We start from the raw sequence: 21668 nt of genomic DNA on the forward strand, positions 1-21668 counted from the left end.
TGGCTCATCGATGAGCGCATTTGCCGGTCTGCTTTCCGCTCAGGCCATACCTGCGGAACTACCTGAGCATTTTGCAGCCGCACTGGATGCGCCAGGGCTCGAGCAACCTCGTCACTGGTCTCACCCGGGCCTTCACTTCACCCATCGTCTACGTATAACAGCCCCGCAAGATCGTCAGGATCATCAGCCGGTCATTCGCAATGATGCACCTCTGGTCTTGATATTTGATGGTTACCTGATCAATCGCGTCGAGCTGATAGACGCTCTGGCACTGCCCAGAGAAGCACGGGATTGGGCCGACAGCGCCATTGCCTTTGAAGCGATGGCGCGCTGGGGAGAACGCGGTCCCGAGCGCATGCTCGGAGATTTTGCGCTAGTGGTGTGGAATGTTGCTGATCGTAGCCTGCTGCTCGCACGTGACGCCGTGGGTCAGCGCCCTCTGTATTATCACGAGGGAGATGGGCTCTTTGCGTTTGCCACGAACCCGGCAGCCCTGCTGGCAGTTCCCGGCATTGATCGCGAGCTGGACGAAGACTACTTCGTCGCACAGCTATCGGACTTGCCCGTGGCCGATAACGGCACACCTTACAAGCATCTGCGCCTTCTACCTGCTGGCTCGGTGGCGATATTGCGCTCGGGCCAACTCAAGCAACGCTTCTACTGGACGCCCGAGCAACGAACCGAGCTGCGCTTGCCCAGCGAAGAGGACTACGTCGAGGCAGCGCGCGAATTATTCGAACGCGCGGTCAAAGACTGCCTGAGGATCGAGGGCCCTGCATTTTCCTCTCTCACAGGCGGATTGGACTCCTCCGCCGTGTCGGCGACGGCGGTGAAACACCTGCCAGGCAATACATTGACCACCATCACCTGCCTGCCCGACGCCAATATCGAGCTACTGGATTCAGATCACCACTACATGAGCGAGCGACGCTATGTAGCGAGCATCTGCGAACAGACACCCGGTTTGCAGCCTCTGTTTTTCAATGGACCACTGCAGCACCGATGGGATACCGACTGGCTAAAGATGTTTCAACTGACAGGCGTCCCCTGGCGAAATGTGATGAACCTGGCCTGGATGGGCTCCGCCCGGGATCACATAAGGCAGCAAGGAGGGCGCGTACTGCTGGCCGGAGCGCTCGGTAACGTGACTTTGTCCTGGGACGGACAAGGCACCCTGACTGGCTTGATGAGGGAAGGCCGCTGGCTGAAGGCCTTTCAGGAATCATTCGCCCTGGCCCGCGCGAGCGGACAAAATGCTGCCATTGCGCGCCAGATATGGCGCTCCACCCTGGCACCGTTTACGCCAGACATCATTCAACAGTGGAAAGCAAAACTGTACACAAGATCGAGCGCTTCCCAGTGGGGACATCAAGCTCCCATTGCGCCGACGATAAAGACACGTATTCGAACCGAAGAGGGGGTCAGGCGCCGCAAGCAAATGGCTTCCATGGCCAGCTGGCAGCTACGCCAGGCATGGTTCAGGGAGCGCCAGTCAGCACTGCAGGCATCGGGACTTGTCCGCGCCCTGCATGGCTTCGAGGTTCGCGACCCCATGGCTGATCGACGCTTGCTGGAGTTTTGCTTTTCACTTCCCGATAGCCTCTACCTGCAAGGCGGCGTAACTCGCCTCCTCGCCCGTCGAGTCACAGCGGATCGCCTGCCCAGCGAGGTGGTCAACAACCGCAAACGCGGCATGCAATGCCCTGAATACCTTCATCGAATGAGCCTGGTGCGCCCTTTTCTAGGCGAGCGACTCGAAGAGTTGGAGGCTTCCCCGCTGGCCCAACGCTTGCTCGACCTGAAACGCATGAGGACCCTCCTTTCGAACTGGCCAAACCGACCCGCAAGCCCGGAGCACCTGACCTTTCTGCACCGAGGTCTACACTTCGGCGCATTCTTGCGCTGGATCGAAACGGGCTGCCCGTCCCAGGGTTAACGACTCAAACGCCCAGGCGCTTGCTAGCAATAAGCAAGACGCGCTCTTACCGGCTCGCTGGCCTCTTCAATACGGCGCAGCTGCACTTCGTTCAATCGCTCACGCCAGGCCCCGGCACGCCCCTCCCGGAAGAAGCGAGCGGCGCGTTGCGGACACTCACTGAAGCCATGGCTGGCCTCCGCAGCCTGCAGCCGGTCGAACCGAGTGGCATCCAAGGCTTGCTCCAGGCGCTCGTCATCCAACGGCCAGCCACAATATTTGATGACACAGGCAAAGCTCTCATGAGGCTTGGCCAACATGTCTTCATAACGAAGGAGCAAAGGGCTCCAAGGCGCCGGCAGATCGATCCAACTCAGCACATGCCGACTCCAACTGCCCAATCGTTGAGGCAGCTGATCCTTGAGCCCGAGCTTTTGGTCAGACAGGATGGCGCGCTCGTCGAGGAGAATGTCAATCGCCCTATCCACACTGAAACCGATGTGCCCGGCCAACGACAACACCACATCCCGGGGATCGCGCACGATATAGATCGCACCCAGGGTACTGGTGGCGGGGAACAGTGGCTCCCCCCCTGGAGTCAATTGCCAAGCATCATGCACCTTGTTGAACAACGGTTCGCGCGCCTCGGTGGCTTGCAGCTCATACATGCGCGGACGCAACGTCATCAGCTCATCAGGCAGCAAATCAGACGAGGCGACGCCCAGAAGCTCGTCGAAGCGGCGACGACTGCTGGCAATCGGAGCGAAGTTCTGCTTCTGCGAGAAGTCTGGCTTCGATCCGCCCAGACGATAACTGTTGAGGACCAAGCGCAGCCAGGTGTTACCAGACTTGGGGTAGGACGCCAGCCAGTAAAAGCCACTCATGCCGGATGGGCCGTCCCGGCGTGGAACGCCACGATGCGCTGGACAAGTTCATCCAAATGTTCAAAGCCAGAAAGCTGTCGAACCAGAACATGTCGCGCAACGCCAGCCGCCAATCGCGTTACCAATGAGAAGTGGGCGCCCTTACCAGAGGCAACCGTCATGAGAATCCGCTCCTGATACAGGGCCTTGGAAAACCGAACCGAAGCCGGTAGACCACCGACCTCCTCCAGCCCCGCATGCTTGGCATCCTCGACTCGCTCAAGGTGGTACAGCGCTGCCAGCCGCAAAGGAGCGCCTACGGCGAAGTGCTCTGTCCCCAAGCCGACGGAAAATTTGTCCATCCCCTGGCGTACACGCTCTGCGCCAACCATGGCATGGCCAAACTGGCCCATTGCATCCTGCCAGAGCTTGACCCTGGGAAAGGTTGGCAACGCAACGGCACCTCGCTCCTGGTCAAGGCTCAGCACCGTGACATCGTCTGCCAGAATCGGGTAACCCCGCCGCATGAAGGCTGATGCCAGGGTCGATTTACCGGTTCCCGAAGGCGCAGTGAAGGCAACCGCAATATCTCCCTGGGGAGAAGGCAGTTTCACGCAACAGGCATGCAGAGGTATGACGGTACGGCGCTGGCAAACGATGGCAAACACGGTGCCGAACAAGAATGTCCTTACTGCCGGGATATCCGCCGGGAGGCTGGGTTGTACTCGAATCGTGCGGCCATCGGGCGCTATACGGTAGGTCGCAACGGACTCGATCGTGAAACGACAGGTTCCATTAGCGCCCATTTGCAGAACGGGGCCGTCGTACTGAAGGTCCGGCAGTTGTGCCTCGACCGCTCCGAGCTCGATCTGCAGGTCGATCGGAGCCTGTAGATCCCCTGTCCAGGGCATTAGCTCCGGCAACGGCAAATCACTGCGCACGCGCCAGCCGCAGAGATAGTAATCGTCATGCATGATGTGACACCTAACCTTGCTGCCGCAGAGCGCGAACATTACCGATATTCTCTGCCCCGCAAACGATCCCACCGTCTTGCCCAGGCAGTACCAGCCAGGCATGTGCGCCTATGGATTCACCTTCTCGGCGCACACCCAGGCACAGTACGGAACGTCTCCCGCGCAGGCGCAACATGCAGGCAGCCACCAGCGCTTGGCGCAAACAAAGAGGTTTCCAGGGAAGGCGCCTGGCCGCAACGGCCACCGCGTCTCCCACTGCACGAGCCATCGGCGACAAGACGGGATTCAAATCAGACGATGCCGGCTCAATGCGAGCCCCGCTCAAACTCAGCAAAAAGCGCCACGAAAACAGACGATCCAAGACAGGCGTGAGCAAAAAAAACAGGGCGGCTTCGACAACGCGAAGACGGTGAGCGTTGATCAAGCCTGAACCTCGATGAGTTCACGACTCGCCAGCTTGCTCAGCAGCTCCATGACATCCTGACGAATCACCTGGATGTCTCCGTCATATTCGGCAACCAGTGCCTCACACAAGGCCTCCACCCGCACCGGAGACGCAAGTCGCTCCCAAATATCGCTGGCCACGGAGTTGAGGCCGAAATAGTGCCACTGGGACACGCTCATCAGCACCAGCTCTCCACCGATTTCGGCGGCGAGCACGCTAGCATTCCTGAAAACGGTCGCCTGTCCCGTGATATCGCTCATTCCTAGCTCCGTCGCCCCAGTCAAACGCCGCTCATAATGCCGAGCCTTCCATGGATCTACAAGCCCGCAGAATGGCCGAGCCAGGGCGTGTCAATGCTGGCCATTACAGGCCTGGCCGGCACTCGACCTTCCTGCCAATTCAACAGCAAGCACATCCGACTGGCCGACTGCCGCAGAACCTACTTTTCCCACAAAATCGGCCGATTGCAGCCTACTAGGCTCGCTCCTCAGCCTGACGCTCTCCTGCGCAATGCCAGAAGCCCTGAATCAGACCAAACCAACAAAGAGTTGCTTCAGAAACTGGCTCTTCGGTCTACCGACACACCACAGGCCTCCCAGTTAACAAGGAATCATAGTTTGCCATCCGGGAAACCCTGCCCCACATTCAGCCAGCGAACCCGCGTGACTGTTCATTATCGACACGCTTCGTGCGGTCCACTTCAAACAAACCGCCCCGCCCTAAGCGCCTTCAAGAAGGTATAGGACGCATGGTTCAACGTCTCCCGCGGGGCGGTGATCACGCTCACCGAGCGCACGATGCGCTGGTCTTCCAGGCGCAGGAAATTCAGCTGGTCCCCCGCCGCCGAACGGCTCAGCAGCTCCGGTAGCAGGGTCACGCCCATGCCTTGGGCCACCAGGGCCAGCAAGGAGGTGGTGTTTCTGACGCTGAGAGTCGAGTGGTCGCGGATGTGCCGGAACTCGGCGGCGTTGATCTCGGCGCCCAGGCCGCTGTTGATAAAGGTCTGCCCGTCGAGGTCGCTCCAGCGCAGCGGGCGCGCCAGGCGGTTGAGGGGGTTGTCGCTGGTGCAGACCACGCAGAAGGCGTCGGAAAACAGAAAGTCCTGGTCGATGTTGGGAATGCTCGCCGGCACGGTGGCGATGCCGATATCCACGTCGCCGCTGAGCACCGCTTGCACCACTCGCTCGGAATCCATGTCGCGGATATCCAGGTGGAACTGCGGGTGCTGTTCATGGAACTGCTTGAGCAACGGCGGCAGCAGGGTGATGGCGAAGGACGGCACCGCCGCAACCCGCACCAGGCCGGTCTCGGCCTTGGCATAGGTCTTGATGGTGCTGATGGTGCGGTCGAAATGCGCCAGTTCACGCTGGGCTTCCAGCAGCACGAAACGCCCCAGGGGGCTGAGCTGGTTCTTGCGTTCACCTTCGAACAAGGCGCCGCCCAGTTCTTCTTCCAGTTGCTTGAGCGAGAGCGACACCGCCGCCGGTGTGCGGTGCAGGCGCTGGGCGGCCTGGGTCAGGCTCTGGCTGGTGGCCACCGCGACGAAAAACTGCAAATTGGAGATCTTGATGCTCATGGCGGCGCGTCCTGCTGGCAAAGACAAAGCTTAAATTTTACTTAATCAACCTTAAAATTTATTAGATTTACTTAATACAAGGCCGACTCATAATCCTCCCAGAACCGCACAAAGGCAACGCCCCGCCTGGCGTGCCGCCCTGGAGGATTTCATGAGCGACCACCATCACAACTACATCGCCGGCCAATGGCTCAAGGGCGCCAGCGAGATCGAGAACCGCAACCCGTCGGACACCCGCGACCTGATCGGCCTCTACGCCCAGGCCTCCCGGGCGCAGTTGGACAGTGCCATTGCCACCGCCAGCGAGGCCCAGCGAATCTGGGCCCGCAGCGGCATCGAGCAACGCTACAAGGTGCTGATGGCCATCGGTCAGGAGCTGATGCAGCGCTCCGCGGAAATCGGCAGGACCCTGTCCCGGGAAGAAGGCAAGCCGATGGCCGAGGGCGCCGGCGAGGTGTACCGCGCCGGGCAGTTCTTCACCTACTACGCTGCGGAAACCCTGCGCCAGTTGGGCCAGACCGCCGACTCGGTGCGCGACGGCATCGAGATCGATATCCGCCGTGAACCCATCGGCGTGGTGGCGATCATTTCGCCGTGGAATTTCCCCATGGCCACCGCCTGCTGGAAGATCGCCCCGGCCCTGGCCTTCGGCAACGCCGTGGTGTGGAAGCCGGCCAACCTGACCCCGGCCAGCGCGGTGATTCTCAGCGAAATCATCGCCCGCCAGGACTTGCCCAAGGGCCTGTTCAACCTGGTGATGGGCGCCGGTTCCGAGATCGGCCAGGCGCTGATCGAGCACCCGGGCATCAGCGCCATTTCCTTCACCGGCTCGGTGGACGTGGGCAAGGGCATCGCCGCCTCGGCCGCCGCCAACCTGACCAAGGTGCAGCTGGAAATGGGCTCGAAAAACGCCCTGGCGGTGATGGACGACGCCGACCTCGACCTGGCGGTGAGCTGCGCGGTGAATGGCGCTTTTGGCGGCACCGGGCAGAAGTGCACCGCTTCCTCGCGGCTGATCGTGCATGAAGGCATCCATGATGCCTTCGTGGAAAAACTGCTGGCGGCGACCCAGGCACTGAAGGTCGGCCATGCCCTGGAAGCTGGCACCCAGATCGGCCCGGTGGCCAGCGCCGCGCAATTGGAGGCCAACCTGGCGAACCTGCAACTGGGCCAGCAGGAAGGCGCCGAACTGCTCACCGGCGGCCAGCGCCTGGAGCTGGAAAGCCCCGGTTACTACCAGGCACCGGCGCTGTTCATTGGCGGCAGCAATGCCATGCGCATCAACCGCGAAGAGCTGTTCGCCCCCATCGCCTGCGTGATCAAGGCCGGCAGCTACGAAGAGGCCCTGAGCCTGGTCAACGACACCCGCTTCGGCCTCACCGCCGGCATCATGACCCGCTCCCTGGCCCGTGCCAGCCACTTCCGCCGCCATGCCCGGGTCGGCTGCGTGATGGTCAACCTGCCCACCGCCGGCACCGACTACCACGTGCCTTTCGGCGGCCGTGGCGACTCCAGCTACGGCCCGCGCGAGCAGGGACGCTCGGCGGTGGAGTTCTACACCCACGTGAAGACCGGCTACATCGCCGCGGGGGCGCCACTATGAGCCTGCCCCAGACCTTCGCCAGCCGCGGCCCGCGCATCGATGCCATGCAGTACGACAACTGGTCGGAAAAGATCTTCCAGCAGATGCGCGAAGGCGGCGTCGACGCGGTGCACGTGACCATCGCCTACCACGAGACCTTCCGCGAAATGGTGGCCAATATCGAAGCCTGGAACCGCAGGTTCCAGCGCTACTCGCACCTGATCCTGCACGGCAAGTGGGCCAGCGACATTGCCCTGGCGCGGCAGACCGGGCGCACGGCGATCTTCTTCGGCTTCCAGAACCCCTCGCCCATCGAGGACGACATCGGTCTGGTGGAAGTGGTGCACAGCCTCGGCGCGCGCTTCATGCAGCTGACCTACAACAACCAGTCGCTGCTGGCCACCGGTTGCTATGAACAGGAAGACCCGGGCCTGACCCGCATGGGCAAGCAGGTGGTGCGGGAGATGAACCGGGTCGGCCTGGTGGTGGACATGTCCCACTCCGCCGAACGCTCGACCCTGCAAGCCATCGAGCACTCCGAGCGCCCGATCGCCATCACCCACGCCAACCCGGCGTTCTGGCACGCGGCGCTGCGCAACAAGTCCGACACCGTGCTCAAGGCCCTGGGCCAGAGCGGTGGCATGTTCGGTTTCTCGCTGTACCCGCACCACCTCAAGGACAAGAGCGCCTGCAGCGTGCAGAGCTTCTGCGACATGATCGCGCGCACCGCCGAGCTGATGGGCGTCGAGCACCTGGGCCTGGGTTCCGACCTGTGCCAGGACCAGCCCAACAGCGTGGTGGACTGGATGCGCGTCGGCCGCTGGACCCTGGATGTGGACTACGGCGAAGGCTCCAAGGCGCAGCCGGGCTTCCCCGACCAGCCGGCCTGGTTCCGCGACAACCGCGACTTCCACAACATCGAGTCGGGCCTGCACGGCGTGGGTTTCAACGCCCAGGAAGTGGCCGCGATCATGGGCGGCAACTGGCTGCGCTTCTTCGAGAACAATTTTGTTCCGGCCAAGGCCCAGGCAGGTGCCGCCGTCCACCCTCACGAGATCGCGGTCTGAGGCCCCCGACTGTTTCCCGATTGTCCTGACGTCCGGCCTGAACAAGGTCATCGCCACGCACTAACAACAACAAATGCGCCCATAACAATTATTAGCGATCGACAACGCAACACGGAGGCACCATGGAAATTCCGAGCGAAATCAACGCGGGGATCAACACCCGCGCGCTGGGCAGCCGCGCCGCTGGAACCCTCGACTGGTCGATTTTCTGGATCAGCGGAGGCTTCTTCCTGCTGTTCCTGGTCATTGCCCTGATAGACCTGAACACCCTGTCCAGCCTGATTGGCAGCGCCTTCACCTGGAGCACCCGGTTCTTTGGCCTGTACTGGCAGGTACTGATGCTGGCCACCTTCGGCGCCAGCCTGTACATCGGCTACACGCGCCTGGGTCGGGTGCGCCTGGGTGGCGTCGGACAAACCCCGAGCATCAGCACCTTCAATTGGGTGTCGATGATCATGTGTGCCCTGCTGGCCGGCGGCGGCGCCTTCTGGGCCGCGGCCGAACCGATGATGCACTTCATCAACCCGCCACCGTATTTTGCCGCCGTGGCCAAGACCGACGGCGCCGCCGTCGCCGCGCTGTCGCAATCGTTCCTGCACTGGGGCTTCATGGCCTGGGCGGTGCTCGGCAGCCTGCTGACCGTGGTCTACATGTACCTGCACCACGAAAAGAACCTGCCGCTGATGCCGCGCACCCTGCTCTACCCGCTGCTGGGCGAGCGGGCCCTGAAGGGCCCGATCGCGGTGTTCGCCGACGCCTCGGCGATCATCGCGGTGGTGGCCGGCACCATCGGCCCGGTGGGTTTTCTCGGCCTGCAGATCGCCTTCGTCCTGCACTCGGTGTGGGGCGTGCCCAACACCATCATGGTCCAGGCCATGGTGATTCTCTCGGTGACGGTGATCTACACCCTGTCCTGCGTGGTGGGCCTGGGCGGCCTGCGCCTGGTGAGCAAGGTCCATGTGTGGCTGATGCTGGGCCTGGCGGCGTTCCTGTTCATCTGCGGCCCGACCCTGTTCCTCAGCGAGACCTTCGCCCAGAGCCTGGCGGTGCACGTCACCCACTTCTTCCAGACCGCCCTGTACCGCGACGACAGCGCCTGGCTCAACAGCTGGACGCTGTTCTACTGGGGCTGGTTCATCGGTTACGCGCCGATGATGGGCATCTATGTGGCCAAGGTCTCTCGCGGGCGCAGCATCCGTGAGGTGATCACCCTGATGTCGGTGGCCGCACCGCTGATCACCATGCTCTGGTTCACCCTGGTGGGCGGCACCGGAATGGGTGTTGAATTGCAGACAGCGGGCAAGGTCATCAGCCACGGCGTGCAACCCGAAGCGCTGCTGCTCGGCGTGGCCCAGTCGATGCCCCTGCCGAACCTGATTTCCGCGCTGTTCCTGTTCCTGAGTTTCTTTTCGGTGGTCACCAGCGCCGGCTCCATGTCCTACACCGTGGCCATGGCCATCAGCAGCGACCACGGCGAATCCCCAGCCTGGCTGCGGGTGTTCTGGGGCGTCGGCATGGGCTTGGTGGGAGCCACCCTGATCACCCTCGGCGAGGGCGGCATCAGTGCCCTGCAATCCTTTATCGTGATTACCGCGGTGCCGGTGTCATTGCTGATTCTGCCGGCGGTGTGGGACGCGATCCGCATCGCCCGGCAGATGGCCCGTGATCAGGGGGTGCTCTGAATGAACCTGCGACCACCCGCCAGCGTCATGAAGGCGGCGCGCCTGGGGGCCTTCCACCAGTCCCGGCTGTCGTTCATGCGCCAGTTGCTGCGCCGGCTCAAGGCGGAAAACTGGCAGTTCCAGCGCCCGCTGTGGACCCTCGACAGCCAGGGCGTGGGCCGTGCGGTGTACACCGCCACCGGCCCGCAGCGCAGCTACAGCCTGGTGGCCTTCGCCCATGACCTGGACCCGGCACTGCGCTCGGACCGGGTCATCGCCACCGCCTGGGATGCCACCTTCGCCCTGTTCGACGGCATCCCCGACGCCGCTGACCTGGACCGCCTGGAGGCCAATGTGCCGAAGCAGGAAGCCGGGCGCATTTCCTCCCGCGAGCTGTGCATGGCCCGGGCCAACCGCTCGGTGCGGCTGTTCGAGCATGTGATTGAGGCCCTGGCTGCCGGCCGCCAGCCGCAGCGCGAGTTCATCGATGAAGTCGGCTACCTGATGCGCACCACCGCGGTCTACGGCAGCGGCAAGTTCGGCGCCGCCGACCGTGAAAGCATCGCCCAGCGGCCGGAGCTGGCGGCACCGTTCCAGGCGGAAATGCTCACCGTGTTCCTGATCCGCGCCTTCACCCTGGACCTGGTGGAACACCTGGCCCAGGCCCGCGCGCCCCAGCAGGCGGTGACCCTGGAACCGCAACTGCGCCGGCGCCTGGGCATCGGCAACTCCACGGGGCTGGGCATGGCGCCGTTCCTGCTGAACCATCCGGTGCTCTTGAACAACTGGGTGCAGGCCCGGGAAACCGCCCTGCAACGGGTACGCGCCGTGCGCCAGCCATCGGTTGCGGAGCGCCAGCAGTTCGCCGAATTCCTCGCCCGGGCCCAGGCCGGCATCGGCCACTGGCACTCCGAGCACGAACTGCAACACGGCCGCATCCTGCAACTGCAAAGCGATCTGCAGCGCCTGGAACACCGTCTCGCCAGCGGCATCCTGGAGCAGGATTCCCCCTGGGACGAACTCTATCGCTGGGCCGAAGGCGCGCTGGCGCTGGAGGCCCAGGAATGCCTGGTGTCGCTGCTGCTGGAGCCCTACGGGCACCTGGTGGACGAGCTGGGCGCCGGCATGCAGGCCGATGAGCAGGCCAGCTTCAGCGTCGACGGCAGCATGAGCATCGGCCGTCTGCGGCAGATACTCGATGAGCATTATTCCTGGGTCGCGGCCATCGACTTTTCCAGCGAAGCCAGCCGCGCGCTGTTCTGGTACGTCTCCGAGGAAAAACTCGAACCGCGGATCGGCCAGCGCTTTGCCGAGCCCGGGCAAGACCTGGAACAGCCCCTGGCAGTGGCCCGGGACATCGCCCAGTTGCAGGCCGCGCTGCCGGGCTGGAGCGACTCGCAATGCGTCGCCAGCTTCCTGCTGCGACACCCGGAACACCGCCACAGCTTGCGCCGGGTGCAACTGGCGCCAGCGTTCCCCTACGCCGACATCCAGGACAACCTGATCGACCAGGCGCTGCTGCCCATCGACCTGCTGCGCTGCAAGCTGTCGTTCTTCGGCGCCACCCACTTCGACCCGCGCTCGGATCGCTGGGTACGCATCACGCTGTACAAGAACGCGCCCTTTCCCCATGAGCTGGGGCAGGTGGCCGCGGATGACTGGTCCTACCCCAACCTCGACAGCCAGGAGCAACGCCGTGCATGCCTCGTTGAATGAAATCGAAAGCCTGTGCAAGAAAGCCGCCCGCGGTGCCGGGCTGTCCTGGGGCCTGGCCGAGGAAGCCGGCAAGGCCGCGCGCTGGCTCTCGGCCCACGGCCTCGACGGGCCCGGCTTGCTGGCCACGCAGCTGCGACAGAATGACGGCTGTGCCTACCAGCAACTGGCCCCGGATGTCAGCGCCGAGCCCTGGCAGGTGCCGGGGCATGCCCTGTGCCCGCTGATCGCCGGGGCGACCCTGAGCGACCACGCCTACCTGCTGCGCAGCAACGGCCGCATCGAACTCCGGCAGGTGGCGCACCCGCAACTGCTGCTGCCCTTTGCCAGCGCCACCGCGCGCCAGCTCGGCCTGTGGCTGGAGCTGTCCTGGAACGGCTGCTGCCTGAAGTTTTCGCCCTCGGGCGAAGCCTGGCTGGTACGTGCGCAAAACCTCGGCGCCGCCACAGCCGCCCAGGTGCGCTGCTCTTGCGCGGCCACTGGCGGCACCCTCGGCAAGCCTCTGGCGGGCAGCATTCCTGACCTGGGCGACAGCCCCCAGCACGACCTCGACCACCTCGCCGCCCGCACCTACGTGCCGGCCTCCGAAGCCTCGCGCCTGCTGGGCGCCGGGGCCGGCCTGAGCGACAACAACTGACCTTTCCACCCTTGAACCCACGGACCTCGACATGACCTCATCCCTCCAGCGAATCGGCACCACCGCACGCTTCAGCCAAATCGTCATCCACAACCGGACCGTCTACCTGGCAGGCCAGGTTTCACAATTGACCGAAGGAGACATCGGCGCCCAGACGCAGGACGTGCTGCAACAGATCGACGCCCTGCTGGCCAAGGCTGGCACCGACAAGGGCCACCTGCTCAGCGCGCAGATCTGGCTCAAGGACATGGCCGACTACCCGGCCATGAACCTGCTCTGGGATGCCTGGCTCGAAGGAGTCCAGGCACCCGTGCGGGTTTGCGTGCAGGCGCCCATGGCCAAGCCGCACTACCGCATCGAAGTGTTGGTGATTGCTGCACAACCGGCCTGAATCAGCTCAGCCCTGACCCTGTCTCGGCGGCCACCAGCGCCCGCTCCATGATCAGCGTCAGCTCTTCGCCCTCGTAATGCTCTCGCACCCCGACAAACCCCAGGCGTGCATAAAAGCCTTCGGCAGTGACCGACGAGGGCACCACCAGCGAGGTCAAACCCGAGTCCAGTGCCGCCTGCTCGACCGCGGCCATCAGTTGCCGGCCCAGGCCATGGCCGTGGTAGGCCGGGTCGACAAACACCGAACGCACCGCGCGCCCGTCGAGGCTGGCGGTGCCGCGCAATGCCCCGTCCACCAGGGCGACGAACATCTGCCGGCGCTGCATCAGTTGGCGCACAGAATCGGTGGTGAAGCTGGCCTGGACCCGCTCGATCACACTGGCGGGATAGTCCTGGGCATTGCTGGTGAGCAGGGCCGCCAGGATCACTTGGCTGACCCGCGCGGCATCGGCCTCCAGGGCCGGACGAACTTGGCATTTCATGACCACTCCCTGGTTTCAACGCGGATCGCAGTGGCCAAAAATATGACCCGCACCACTTGCTGCCAAGGACTTACTGCAACTGAAACACCAAACAGGGATTGTCATTCAAGCGCCCTTCATACACCGGCTGCTGGTTTTCCAGCGAGGTGCCCTGGAGCATCCCTCGATCCTTGCGCGCCACGATCACCCAGGAACCGTGGGGCAGTGCGTCCAGCTCTCCGGGGGTGTCGCCGCGAACGAACAGCGGCTGCTCGTCGTGGTCCAGGTTCATCATGTAGCGCACGGCCCAGGTGTCCTGGCCCAGGTTGAAGAACACCAGGGGCCCGTGTTCGGCCGCGCGCAGTTGCTCCACATCGCGGACAAAACCCTGGGTGTCGAATTGCCGGTCCTTGGCCGGGTCCACCACCGCTACCAGTAGCGTCCATTGCGCCGCCAGGGCCAGGGCGCTGAGCAGCACCAGGCGCCGCCCGAAGCTGCCTCGGGTGCGGCGCCAGCAGTACAGCGCCAGCAGTTGCAGCAGGGCAAAGATCGCGATCAGCAACGGCATGGATACCGGCGGCCAGTAGCCGTGCTTGTGCCAGTTGTGTTTAAGGACGAACAGCACCAGGATGCACAGCCCCGGCAGCACGCCCACCAGCCACAGGTAGGCGCTGCGCACCTTGCTCATTCTGCCCCGGGCCATGAGCAGGCCGTAGGCCGCCACCGCGGCGAACATCGGCACCATGGGCAGGATGTAGTAGGCGCGCTTGAAGTGCGGCACCGACAGCCCCAGCAGGATCATCAGGCCGCAGGCGCCAAGGCGCAGCACCAGGCGCAGTTGCGGGTCGGCATGGCGCCGGAACACTTGGCTGCGCAACATCCACAGGGTCACCAGGGCCAGGGGCACCACCGGGAAATAGCGGTACAGCGCCAGCTGGAAGTAGAAGTAGAACGGCTCGCCGCTTTCATCCAGGCGCCCGCTGACCTGCATGTTGTAGACCTGCTGCACAAAGGCTTCGCCGCCGCTGACATAGGCCAGCTTCATCAGCAGCCACCAACAGCCTGCCAGCACCAGCAGGCCGCCGAAGCCGTAGCCAAGCACGCGCTTGAACAAGGTCCGGCGCGCCTCCTGGGTGCGGCTGTCGCCCAGCAGCCAGTAGGTGCAGACCACGCCGCAGACTTCCACCAGCCCCAGGGGCCCGCGAATGGCGAAGGCCAGGACGAACAGCGGTAGCACCAGCCATGGCCGCAGCCGCGAGCCACGCTGTTCGCCACTGTGCAGCAGGTAGAAGGCCCCCAGGCACAGCAGCGAGATCATCTGGTCCAGGCACACCGAACGGGACTTGTCCAACAGCTGGCTGGTCAGCGCCGTCAGCAGCACCGCGAGCAGCGCCCAGGTGCGGCCCATGGGCGCCAGCAAGCGGTACAGCAGCGCCAGTACCCCCGCCGAAGCCAGGGCCGTGGGCAGGACATTGGCCAGGTGGTTGGGCGCGCCGAACAGCTGGGCGCACAGATAGCTGAGATAGGTCGCCGTGCCCGGGTAATCCGGATACGGCTGGCCATAAGTGGTGGGGAACAGGCTCGGCCCGTGACGGAACATCTCCTGCAGAAACAGCGCCCAGCGGCCGTCGAAACCCTGGGGCTGCTGGTCCCAGATGCCAAAGGTGAACAGCAGCAGGGCCACCAGGTAGATACCCCAGGACTCCATCCCGATACGCGTTTCTCGAACCATCTTCGCCCCGTCAGAAAGTGCCGTGCCATGAGCTCGGCGTAAGGCTGGACATGGTGCGCGCGATACCCCTGAACGGTGACTGAACGAGGATAAGAAACCCGCCTGCGCCAGCGACTGTAGCCGCTGCCGAGCCCGCGAGGCTGCGAAAAGGCCCGCAGGGCCTTGCCTGACGGTCTCCAGGCAAATCTCCAATGGCCTCAAGCCCCCCGCATCGCCTGCGACGGAGTGCCGCCCAGAGCGTTCGCAGCCTGCGGCAGCGGCTACAGGGACCGGCGGTGCAGGGCCGAAAACCGGCGCCAGTCGAACTGCCCCACTGCCAGCGCCAGCAGGATCAGGCCCATAGATACTCCATCATCGATCCCCACCGGTTGCCCCAGGATCAACACCGACCCGGCCATGCCGAACACCGGGATCAGCAGCGACAAGGGCGCCACCCGGGAGACCGGGTACTCGCGCAGCAACAAGTTCCAGCCCCAGTAGCAGAAGTGGGTCGCGACATAGACCTGGAACATCAGCGAAAGGATCGCCGTCGCGGACAACTGCCCGGCCAGTTGCAGAAACGGCGCACTCCCATGGCTTATCCAGGCCAGTGCCAGCAGCGGCAACGGCGCAAACAGGCTGGCCCAGACCACGAAGGCGAACACCTCGCGAACCCCGCAGCGCTTGATGATGACGTTGCCCACACTCCAGCTGAACGCACTCACCAACAGCAAGGCGTAACCCAGGCTGGTGGCGTGCCCGGGGCTGTCGCCGATGATCCGCAGCAGCCCCCACAAAGCAATGGCCGTGGCCAGCACCTGTTGCCAGCGCAGGCGCTCGCCGAACAGCAGCACGCCCCAGCCCAGGGAAAAAAAGGCGCTGAACTGGATCAACAGCGCAGCCGTACCTGGGGCGACGCCCTGCTCGATCCCGAGGTTGATCAGCGCCCACATGGCCACGCCGAAAATCAGCCCGTAAGCCGCCAGCCAGCCAAACCCTACCGCTGGGCGCGGCACTAAAAATACCCAGGGCAAGGCCGCCAGGGTGAAACGCAGGGCGGTGAGCAGCAACGGATCGATACTCGCCAAGCCAAGCTTGGTGAGGGGAAAGTTCAGGCCCCACAAGGCCGTCACCAGCAGGGCCAGGAACAGGTGTTTGTTCTGCATGTCGCGCGGTCCAGGAAAGGTGGCCGCGGATCATTCCCCGGCCGGGGCCGAACTATCGCTCCGGCGCGGCATGGCCCGCTTGCAGTATCAGGTCAACTATCAGTAGATTCGGGCCATGCACCCTATCGCTATCGATCCCTACGAAAACATCCCCCGAGACGCGCTGGTCACGGCCATCGACTATGCGGACGGCCAGCACTTCGCCGAACACCAGCATCGACGCGGGCAGTTCGCCTACGCCGCCACCGGAGTGATCAGCGTCTTTACCGAGCAGGGCAACTGGGTGGTGCCGCCACAGCGGGCAATCTGGGTGCCGGCCGGGGTGACCCACGCCATGCTCATGCGCGGGCCGGTGACCCTGCTCAACACCTATGTGCGTCCCCGGGCGGCAAAGCGCCTGGGCTTGCCGCAGCAATGCGAGGTGCGGGAAGTGTCCGAGTTGCTGCGCCAACTGCTGCTGCGGGCCATGCACCTCCCCGCGCTCTACGCCAGGGACGGCGTGCCGGGGCAGTTGATGAACCTGCTGCTGCATGAAATCGCCAGCATGCCGGCCCTGACCCTCAACGCCCCGCTGCCGGACGAGCCGCGGCTGGCCAGGGTCTGTCGCGAGCTGCTGGAACAGCCATCGCTGGAGTTGGGGATCGATGCCATAGCCAAGCGCGCCGGCATGAGCCGTCGTACCTTCACCCGGCTGTTTCGCCAGCACACCGGCATCAGTTTCGTCGAATGGCGCCAGCAGGCCTGCCTGTTGGCGGCCGTGGTGCGCCTGGGCCAGGGCGAGGCCGTGACCCGGGTCGCCAGCGACCTGGGCTATAGCAGCCCGAGCGCCTTCAGCAGTGTGTTTCGCAAGGTCCTGGGCGAGGCGCCCAGTCGTTACTTTGCCCGGGCCCGGGCCTGAAGGACCCGAGCCGGAGCGAGGCCGTGCTACAGGAACACGGCAGACAACATCCCCAGCGCCCCGAGGCAGCAGCCAATCAAGGCACCGCGCCCGGGCGCCTGCTGGAACAGCGCCCAGATCACCAGCGGCTCCAGAAGCAGCAGCGACGTCACCGAGACCACGGTGATGATCCAGATATCGCCCACCGCCACGTAACCCAGCCAGTAGGCCGCCAGCAGGCAGATACCACCCAGGCACATGATCAGCACCGGCAACGCCAGTTCGGCACCGGAGGTGTTGCCGGAATGGGCCAGCCGCGCCACCACCACTTCACTGTAGATGGCGCAAAACTCGCCCAGCACCATCAGCCCTACAGCAGAAACTCCGAGTAATTCTTTGGACATGTAACAAACCCCTTGGTATTGAGAGCCCGATTTTTCAGCTCCCAGGCATTGATCGCTCCGCTGACGGAGCCGGAATCACGATGCGCAGGGGTACGGGGCAACTCAGTCATAGTCAGGAACTTGAACATGTCCATCTCCTTCTGGGTGGGGGATGCAAACCAGGCCCGTGAACTGTCGACGGGCCGCTGCCTGTATAAGGGATTTGCGCCCCCGGCGTCATCCGCCACGCGCATTCACCGCGAAAAAACCACGCAAACTCCACAATCAAAAGGCCTGCCTACCGATAGCCTGGGTCCGGTCATCCTCAGCCTGAAGCCCGTGCCCACCATGTCCCAAGCGCCCCAATCCGTTCGCCCCCTGAACCGCGGTCACTGGATCGCCACCTACTTCTTCGGCGTCGCGGGGCTGGCCCTGGCCCTGATGCTGGTGGTCAATCTGGTGCTGCTGACCAGCAGCCAGAACCCTTGGCAAGCGCTGCTCGACTCCCTGTCGTTCAGCGTGGCGGTGCTGATGGTGAGCCTGGTGCTGATTACCCTGATCGCCGCCTTGCCGTGCATCCTGTTCTTCTGGCTGGCCCAGCGCTTTGCCTGGCGCCAGTTGTGGATCTACCTGGTGAGCGGAGCCCTGGCGGCGCAGTTCGCCATTCCCGTGATGACCCAGCTGCTCCCCGAACTCTTCAACCTCCCGCACGGCGTCAGCGCTGCACTGCACTATTTACAGCTGGCATCGATGTTCGGCGGCTGTGGGGTGTTCATGGGGGGGCTGTTCTGGTGGCGCAGCGGGCGTCACTTGCGCTGAACCGGACCTTTACTCAGCACCGGCCCGACGCCCAGCAACCCGCCCCTTGAGCAGGGCCAAAGCAGCCACCCCTAGAGCGATCTTTTCCATGTCCGTAACAACTCCACCCCAACGCAGCGTGCAGCCGGAAGACTGGTTCGCCGCTTACTTCATCGGCGTCACGGCCCTGGCCACGGTGCTGGCCTTGCTGCTGATGCTGGCGATGTTGGCCAGCGCCGGCTCGTTGAACGCAGACATCATTCTCCAGACGCTGTTCGTCGGCCTGCTGACCCTGGTGGTCAGTGGCGTGCTGACCGGCATTCTCGCGGCCCTGCCTTGCGCGCTGTTCTTCTGGCTGGCCCAGCGCTTTGCCTGGCGCAACGTGCTGATCTACCTGTTCAGTGGCGCCGTGGCCGCGATGCCGACCATCCCGGTGGTGGCGAGCCTGGCGCCCTCCAGCTTCTATACCGACCGCGACGAGGATCAACCGCCACCTGACGGTTTGCCGCGCTACCTGCCGCTGGCGCCATTGTTCGGCTGCTCGGGGGCTTTTCTGGGGCTGGTTTTCTGGTGGCGCAGCGGCCGTCACCTGCGCTGATCCTCAAGGCAACCGCCCACGCCGATACCACGCCCTGCGGTAGGCGCCGGCTCGCCGGCGAAGGGTCCCTCCGCTCCTGCGCCAGACGTGACGAGGCCCTCGCTGGCAAGCCAGCAGCCAATCAGCGCCGACCCACCCAGCGCCTACAAGGAGGCGCTGGGCCCGGCGTCGCGGGCTACCACCACCTTGCCCAGCACGCCACCTTGCTCGACGCGGGCATGGGCCCGGCGCAGGCTGACGGCGTTGAAGGGGCTGATGACTTCATTCAGGGTGCTGCGAATCACGCCCTGGTCCAGCAGCTGCGCCAGCCGGTTGAGGATGTGGTGCTGCTCGATCATGTCCGGGGTCTGGAACAACGCCCGGGTGAAGACCATTTCCCAATGCAGGGACACACTCTTGCTCTTGAGCGGCACCGCATCGAGAAAGTCGTGGTCGTCAATCAGGGCGATGTGTCCATGGGGCGCAATGATCTGGGCCAGCTCGGCAAAGTGCCGTTCGGTGTGGGTCAGCGCGGCGATGTGGGTCACCTCCGGCAGTCCCAGGTCGGCACATTGCTCGACCAGCGAGCGGGAATGATCCAGTACCTGATGCGCCCCCAGGTCCAGGCACCACTGGCGGCTGTCAGGGCGCGAAGCGGTGGCGATCACGGTCATCCCGGTCAGCTGACGGGCCAGTTGGATCAGCACCGAGCCCACCCCACCGGCGCCGCCGATAATCAGCAGCGTACCCTGCCGTGACAGGTCGCCGGGCACCCGGCCCAAGCGTTCGAAGAGCAATTGCCAGGCAGTCAGCGCGGTCAACGGCATGGCGGCCGCCTGGGCAAAGGACAGGCTTTTGGGCTTGTGCCCCACAAGGCGCTCATCCACCCGGTGCAGCTCGGCATTGGCGCCATCGCGGGTGAAGGTGCCGGCATAGAACACCGCATCCCCGGGGGCGAACAACGTCACCGCGCTGCCCACCGCGCGGACCACCCCGGCGGCGTCCCAGCCCAGGGTGTGCACAACGTCCGGCACCGCCACCCGGCCGGCGCGGACCTTGGTGTCCAGAGGGTTGACCGACACCGCCTCGACCGCCACCAGCAGGTCGCGGGGTTGCAGTGGCGGCTCGGCCCGATCCACCTCATACAGGGCTTGGGGATCGGACAGTGACGAGCCTTTGAGATAGGCGATGGCCTTCATTGCAGCGCTTCCTGAGGGATTGAAAGCGCACACTTAAATCCTTCATGCCCGGCGCGCACAAGTACGGTACTTTTGCGTACCTGCTACGCAAAAGGACCGTCAGGCGATGAAAAACAAACACTACCAGGACATTCCCGGCTGCCCGGTGGAGGTCACCCTGGACTTGATCGACGGCCGCTGGAAAGGCGTGATCCTGCATCAATTGATGGCCAATGACTTCCTGCGTTTCAACGAGCTGCAACGCCGCCTGCCGGGCATTTCCCAGCGCCTGTTGACCAAGCAGTTGCGTGACCTGGAAGGCGCCGGGCTGGTCTTGCGCACGGTGTACGCCGAGGTGCCGCCGCGCGTGGAATACCGCCTGAGCGCCGAAGGCCAATCGCTGCAACCGGTGATCGAGGCACTGTCCGCCTGGGGCCACGGGCGGATCAGCCGCCAACAGCGGCCAGGCACTGTCGAGCCATCGCAAGCGACAGCCCCGGTGCTGTGAGTTTGCAGCCCTCGCCCCCGCGGCGCTTGCCGGATCTACACCCGAGGAAGAGCGCCTGCGCCCCTACCTGACTTCGGCCTGGGGCAGCAGGCAACCCTTGGCCAGCCACCGGCACTGGCGCTGCCAGCGATAGCGCTGCTCGGGGGTGCCGCGCTCGTCGTAGAACACCAATTGCAGTTGCTCGGCACTGAAATCCAGCTTGGCGAAACCGGCCCGTGCCGAACTGAACTGGCGGTCGTTGATCACGTCGGGCATCTCGTAGAGCTTCTGCCCACCGGCTCCGGAGATCACCCAGGCGGGCTCTCCGGGCTCCAGCAGCAACTGCTGATTGTGCTCATGCCCGGCCAGATAGAGATCGACCTGACTGCGCTGCAAGGCCGGCAACAGATCCTGCAGCAATTGCTCATCATTGCCGTGGCGACCGGCGCTGCGCAGTGGATGGTGAGCCGCCACCATTCGCCAGACCGGCCGCGGGCCGGGCTGGGCAAACGCCTGCTGGAGAAAGGCCACCTGCTGCGCCAGGGTTTCCCGCGGGGCCGCGGTGTCGAGGAACACCACCCGCAGCAACGGACGCCCCTGCACCTGGCCGAAATCCTTCTGGTAATAGCGCGCCGGCATCTGCCAGCGCCCCGAACCCTTGTGCTCCTGGCTGTAGTCGAGCTCGACCTGCTGCGATTCCGGGTAATCGTGGTTGCCCAGCACCGCGTAGAACGGCACGTGATTGAGCCAGCGCCCCCAATAGACGCGCTCGAACTTGAGCTGCCAGCTCATATCGCCGGTGCCGCTCAGGGGCGGCCCGTAGAAGTTGTCCCCCAACAGAACCACCAGATCCAGGCGCCGGTCGCGGGCCGCCACCCGCTCCATGGCCCGAGCCACCCGCCATTGCTGCAAGGCTCCGCTGCCCTGGTCGCCCAGGGCAATCAACGCGATCTGTTCCGGGGGCGCCGCGACAACAGGCACGAAGGCCTGGGGCGGCGCGATCAGCCAGTACCCCAGGGCCAGGCCGAGTCCTGCCAGCAGACACAGCGCAACCCACAGCCAGGGGCGCCGGCGTGTCGATTCAACCGCGGACTCTTTCTCACAGGGTGCTTTCAAGGAGGCTCAACTCCGGGGGGGCAAAAGGAAGAAGCACGGGTGGACGCGCACTAGACCATAGCTCTTGTTCACAATTTGTTAAGAGTCCTCG

At 64.2% G+C, this 21668-nt stretch carries 21 protein-coding genes; 11 read left to right on the forward strand and 10 right to left on the reverse strand.

The features are described 5' to 3' along the window. Window positions 1-10: 10 nt before the first annotated feature. Window positions 11-1936, forward strand: coding sequence for an asparagine synthase-related protein (locus GWQ44_RS20330; protein WP_103740560.1), 1926 nt, complete (start codon window positions 11-13; stop codon window positions 1934-1936). 23 nt (window positions 1937-1959) lie between these two features. Here the strand turns inward: GWQ44_RS20330 and GWQ44_RS20335 are convergent, their stop codons facing one another. The 4 genes from GWQ44_RS20335 to GWQ44_RS20350 all read right to left on the reverse strand — a co-directional run bounded on the left by GWQ44_RS20335 (window position 1960) and on the right by GWQ44_RS20350 (window position 5773). Beyond that, window positions 1960-2799, reverse strand: coding sequence for a sulfotransferase domain-containing protein (locus GWQ44_RS20335; RefSeq protein ID WP_275928145.1), 840 nt, complete (start codon window positions 2797-2799; stop codon window positions 1960-1962). Next, window positions 2796-3752 (reverse strand): hypothetical protein, encoded by a 957-nt coding sequence (locus GWQ44_RS20340; protein WP_275928146.1) that lies wholly within the window; start codon window positions 3750-3752, stop codon window positions 2796-2798. The genes GWQ44_RS20335 and GWQ44_RS20340 overlap by 4 nt, the downstream gene beginning before the upstream one ends. A gap of 420 nt (window positions 3753-4172) precedes the next feature. After that, on the reverse strand, window positions 4173-4457 hold the full coding sequence (locus GWQ44_RS20345; protein WP_275928147.1) for a PqqD family protein: 285 nt from the start codon (window positions 4455-4457) through the stop codon (window positions 4173-4175). A 440-nt stretch (window positions 4458-4897) separates the two neighbouring features. Then, on the reverse strand, window positions 4898-5773 hold the full coding sequence (locus tag GWQ44_RS20350) for a LysR family transcriptional regulator (protein WP_275928148.1): 876 nt from the start codon (window positions 5771-5773) through the stop codon (window positions 4898-4900). Between the two features lie 151 nt (window positions 5774-5924). Here GWQ44_RS20350 and GWQ44_RS20355 point away from each other — a divergent pair, with 151 nt between their 5' ends. From GWQ44_RS20355 to GWQ44_RS20380, 6 genes are all read left to right on the forward strand, one after another. Then, window positions 5925-7376 (forward strand): aldehyde dehydrogenase family protein, encoded by a 1452-nt coding sequence (locus tag GWQ44_RS20355; protein WP_275928149.1) that lies wholly within the window; start codon window positions 5925-5927, stop codon window positions 7374-7376. Further along, entirely contained in the window at window positions 7373-8422 is a 1050-nt protein-coding gene (locus GWQ44_RS20360; protein ID WP_103740554.1) for a membrane dipeptidase, read from the forward strand. The genes GWQ44_RS20355 and GWQ44_RS20360 overlap by 4 nt, the downstream gene beginning before the upstream one ends. 122 nt (window positions 8423-8544) lie before the next feature. After that, a complete protein-coding gene (locus GWQ44_RS20365) occupies window positions 8545-10104 on the forward strand; it encodes a BCCT family transporter (protein WP_275928150.1) in 1560 nt (519 codons plus the stop codon). After that, entirely contained in the window at window positions 10105-11799 is a 1695-nt protein-coding gene (locus GWQ44_RS20370) for a hypothetical protein (RefSeq protein ID WP_016965028.1), read from the forward strand. After that, window positions 11780-12433, forward strand: coding sequence for a DUF3726 domain-containing protein (locus GWQ44_RS20375; protein ID WP_275928151.1), 654 nt, complete (start codon window positions 11780-11782; stop codon window positions 12431-12433). Before GWQ44_RS20370 ends, GWQ44_RS20375 begins: the two co-directional genes overlap by 20 nt. 31 nt (window positions 12434-12464) lie before the next feature. After that, the gene (locus tag GWQ44_RS20380) at window positions 12465-12824 is read left to right on the forward strand and encodes a RidA family protein (RefSeq protein ID WP_275928152.1); all 360 of its coding nucleotides are present in this window, start codon (window positions 12465-12467) and stop codon (window positions 12822-12824) included. Between the two features lies 1 nt (window position 12825). Here the strand turns inward: GWQ44_RS20380 and GWQ44_RS20385 are convergent, their stop codons facing one another. The 3 genes from GWQ44_RS20385 to GWQ44_RS20395 form a co-directional block, all read right to left on the reverse strand. Further along, complete coding sequence (locus GWQ44_RS20385) at window positions 12826-13305, reverse strand: GNAT family N-acetyltransferase (RefSeq protein WP_275928153.1); 480 nt, start codon at window positions 13303-13305, stop codon at window positions 12826-12828. Window positions 13306-13375: 70 nt separating this feature from the next. Further along, window positions 13376-15016: a glycosyltransferase family 39 protein gene (locus GWQ44_RS20390; protein ID WP_275928154.1), complete on the reverse strand. Its 1641-nt coding sequence runs from the start codon at window positions 15014-15016 to the stop codon at window positions 13376-13378. Window positions 15017-15276: 260 nt separating this feature from the next. Then, window positions 15277-16161 carry an EamA family transporter gene (locus GWQ44_RS20395; RefSeq protein ID WP_275928155.1) on the reverse strand — a complete coding sequence of 295 codons (885 nt, stop codon included), beginning with the start codon at window positions 16159-16161 and terminating at the stop codon, window positions 15277-15279. Between the two features lie 115 nt (window positions 16162-16276). Here GWQ44_RS20395 and GWQ44_RS20400 point away from each other — a divergent pair, with 115 nt between their 5' ends. Further along, window positions 16277-17059, forward strand: coding sequence for a helix-turn-helix transcriptional regulator (locus tag GWQ44_RS20400; protein WP_275928156.1), 783 nt, complete (start codon window positions 16277-16279; stop codon window positions 17057-17059). 26 nt (window positions 17060-17085) lie between these two features. On the opposite strand, the gene GWQ44_RS20405 is transcribed toward GWQ44_RS20400, so the two are convergent. Next, window positions 17086-17403 (reverse strand): hypothetical protein, encoded by a 318-nt coding sequence (locus GWQ44_RS20405; protein ID WP_016965022.1) that lies wholly within the window; start codon window positions 17401-17403, stop codon window positions 17086-17088. Between the two features lie 366 nt (window positions 17404-17769). Here GWQ44_RS20405 and GWQ44_RS20410 point away from each other — a divergent pair, with 366 nt between their 5' ends. Next, window positions 17770-18240 (forward strand): hypothetical protein, encoded by a 471-nt coding sequence (locus GWQ44_RS20410; RefSeq protein ID WP_235436943.1) that lies wholly within the window; start codon window positions 17770-17772, stop codon window positions 18238-18240. 88 nt (window positions 18241-18328) lie between these two features. Then, window positions 18329-18817: a hypothetical protein gene (locus GWQ44_RS20415; protein ID WP_047301632.1), complete on the forward strand. Its 489-nt coding sequence runs from the start codon at window positions 18329-18331 to the stop codon at window positions 18815-18817. Between the two features lie 143 nt (window positions 18818-18960). Here the strand turns inward: GWQ44_RS20415 and GWQ44_RS20420 are convergent, their stop codons facing one another. Beyond that, the gene (locus tag GWQ44_RS20420; RefSeq protein WP_047301629.1) at window positions 18961-19995 is read right to left on the reverse strand and encodes a zinc-binding alcohol dehydrogenase family protein; all 1035 of its coding nucleotides are present in this window, start codon (window positions 19993-19995) and stop codon (window positions 18961-18963) included. A 106-nt stretch (window positions 19996-20101) separates the two neighbouring features. On the opposite strand from GWQ44_RS20420, the gene GWQ44_RS20425 reads away from it, so the two are divergent. Beyond that, window positions 20102-20482 carry a helix-turn-helix domain-containing protein gene (locus GWQ44_RS20425; RefSeq protein WP_047301627.1) on the forward strand — a complete coding sequence of 127 codons (381 nt, stop codon included), beginning with the start codon at window positions 20102-20104 and terminating at the stop codon, window positions 20480-20482. A 63-nt stretch (window positions 20483-20545) separates the two neighbouring features. On the opposite strand, the gene GWQ44_RS20430 is transcribed toward GWQ44_RS20425, so the two are convergent. Beyond that, entirely contained in the window at window positions 20546-21577 is a 1032-nt protein-coding gene (locus GWQ44_RS20430) for a metallophosphoesterase (protein WP_016965016.1), read from the reverse strand. Between the last annotated feature and the right edge of the window lie 91 nt (window positions 21578-21668).

The organism is Pseudomonas sp. 3MA1, from assembly GCF_029237275.1.
GTDB classification, from domain to species: Bacteria; Pseudomonadota; Gammaproteobacteria; order Pseudomonadales; family Pseudomonadaceae; genus Aquipseudomonas; species Aquipseudomonas fluorescens_AP.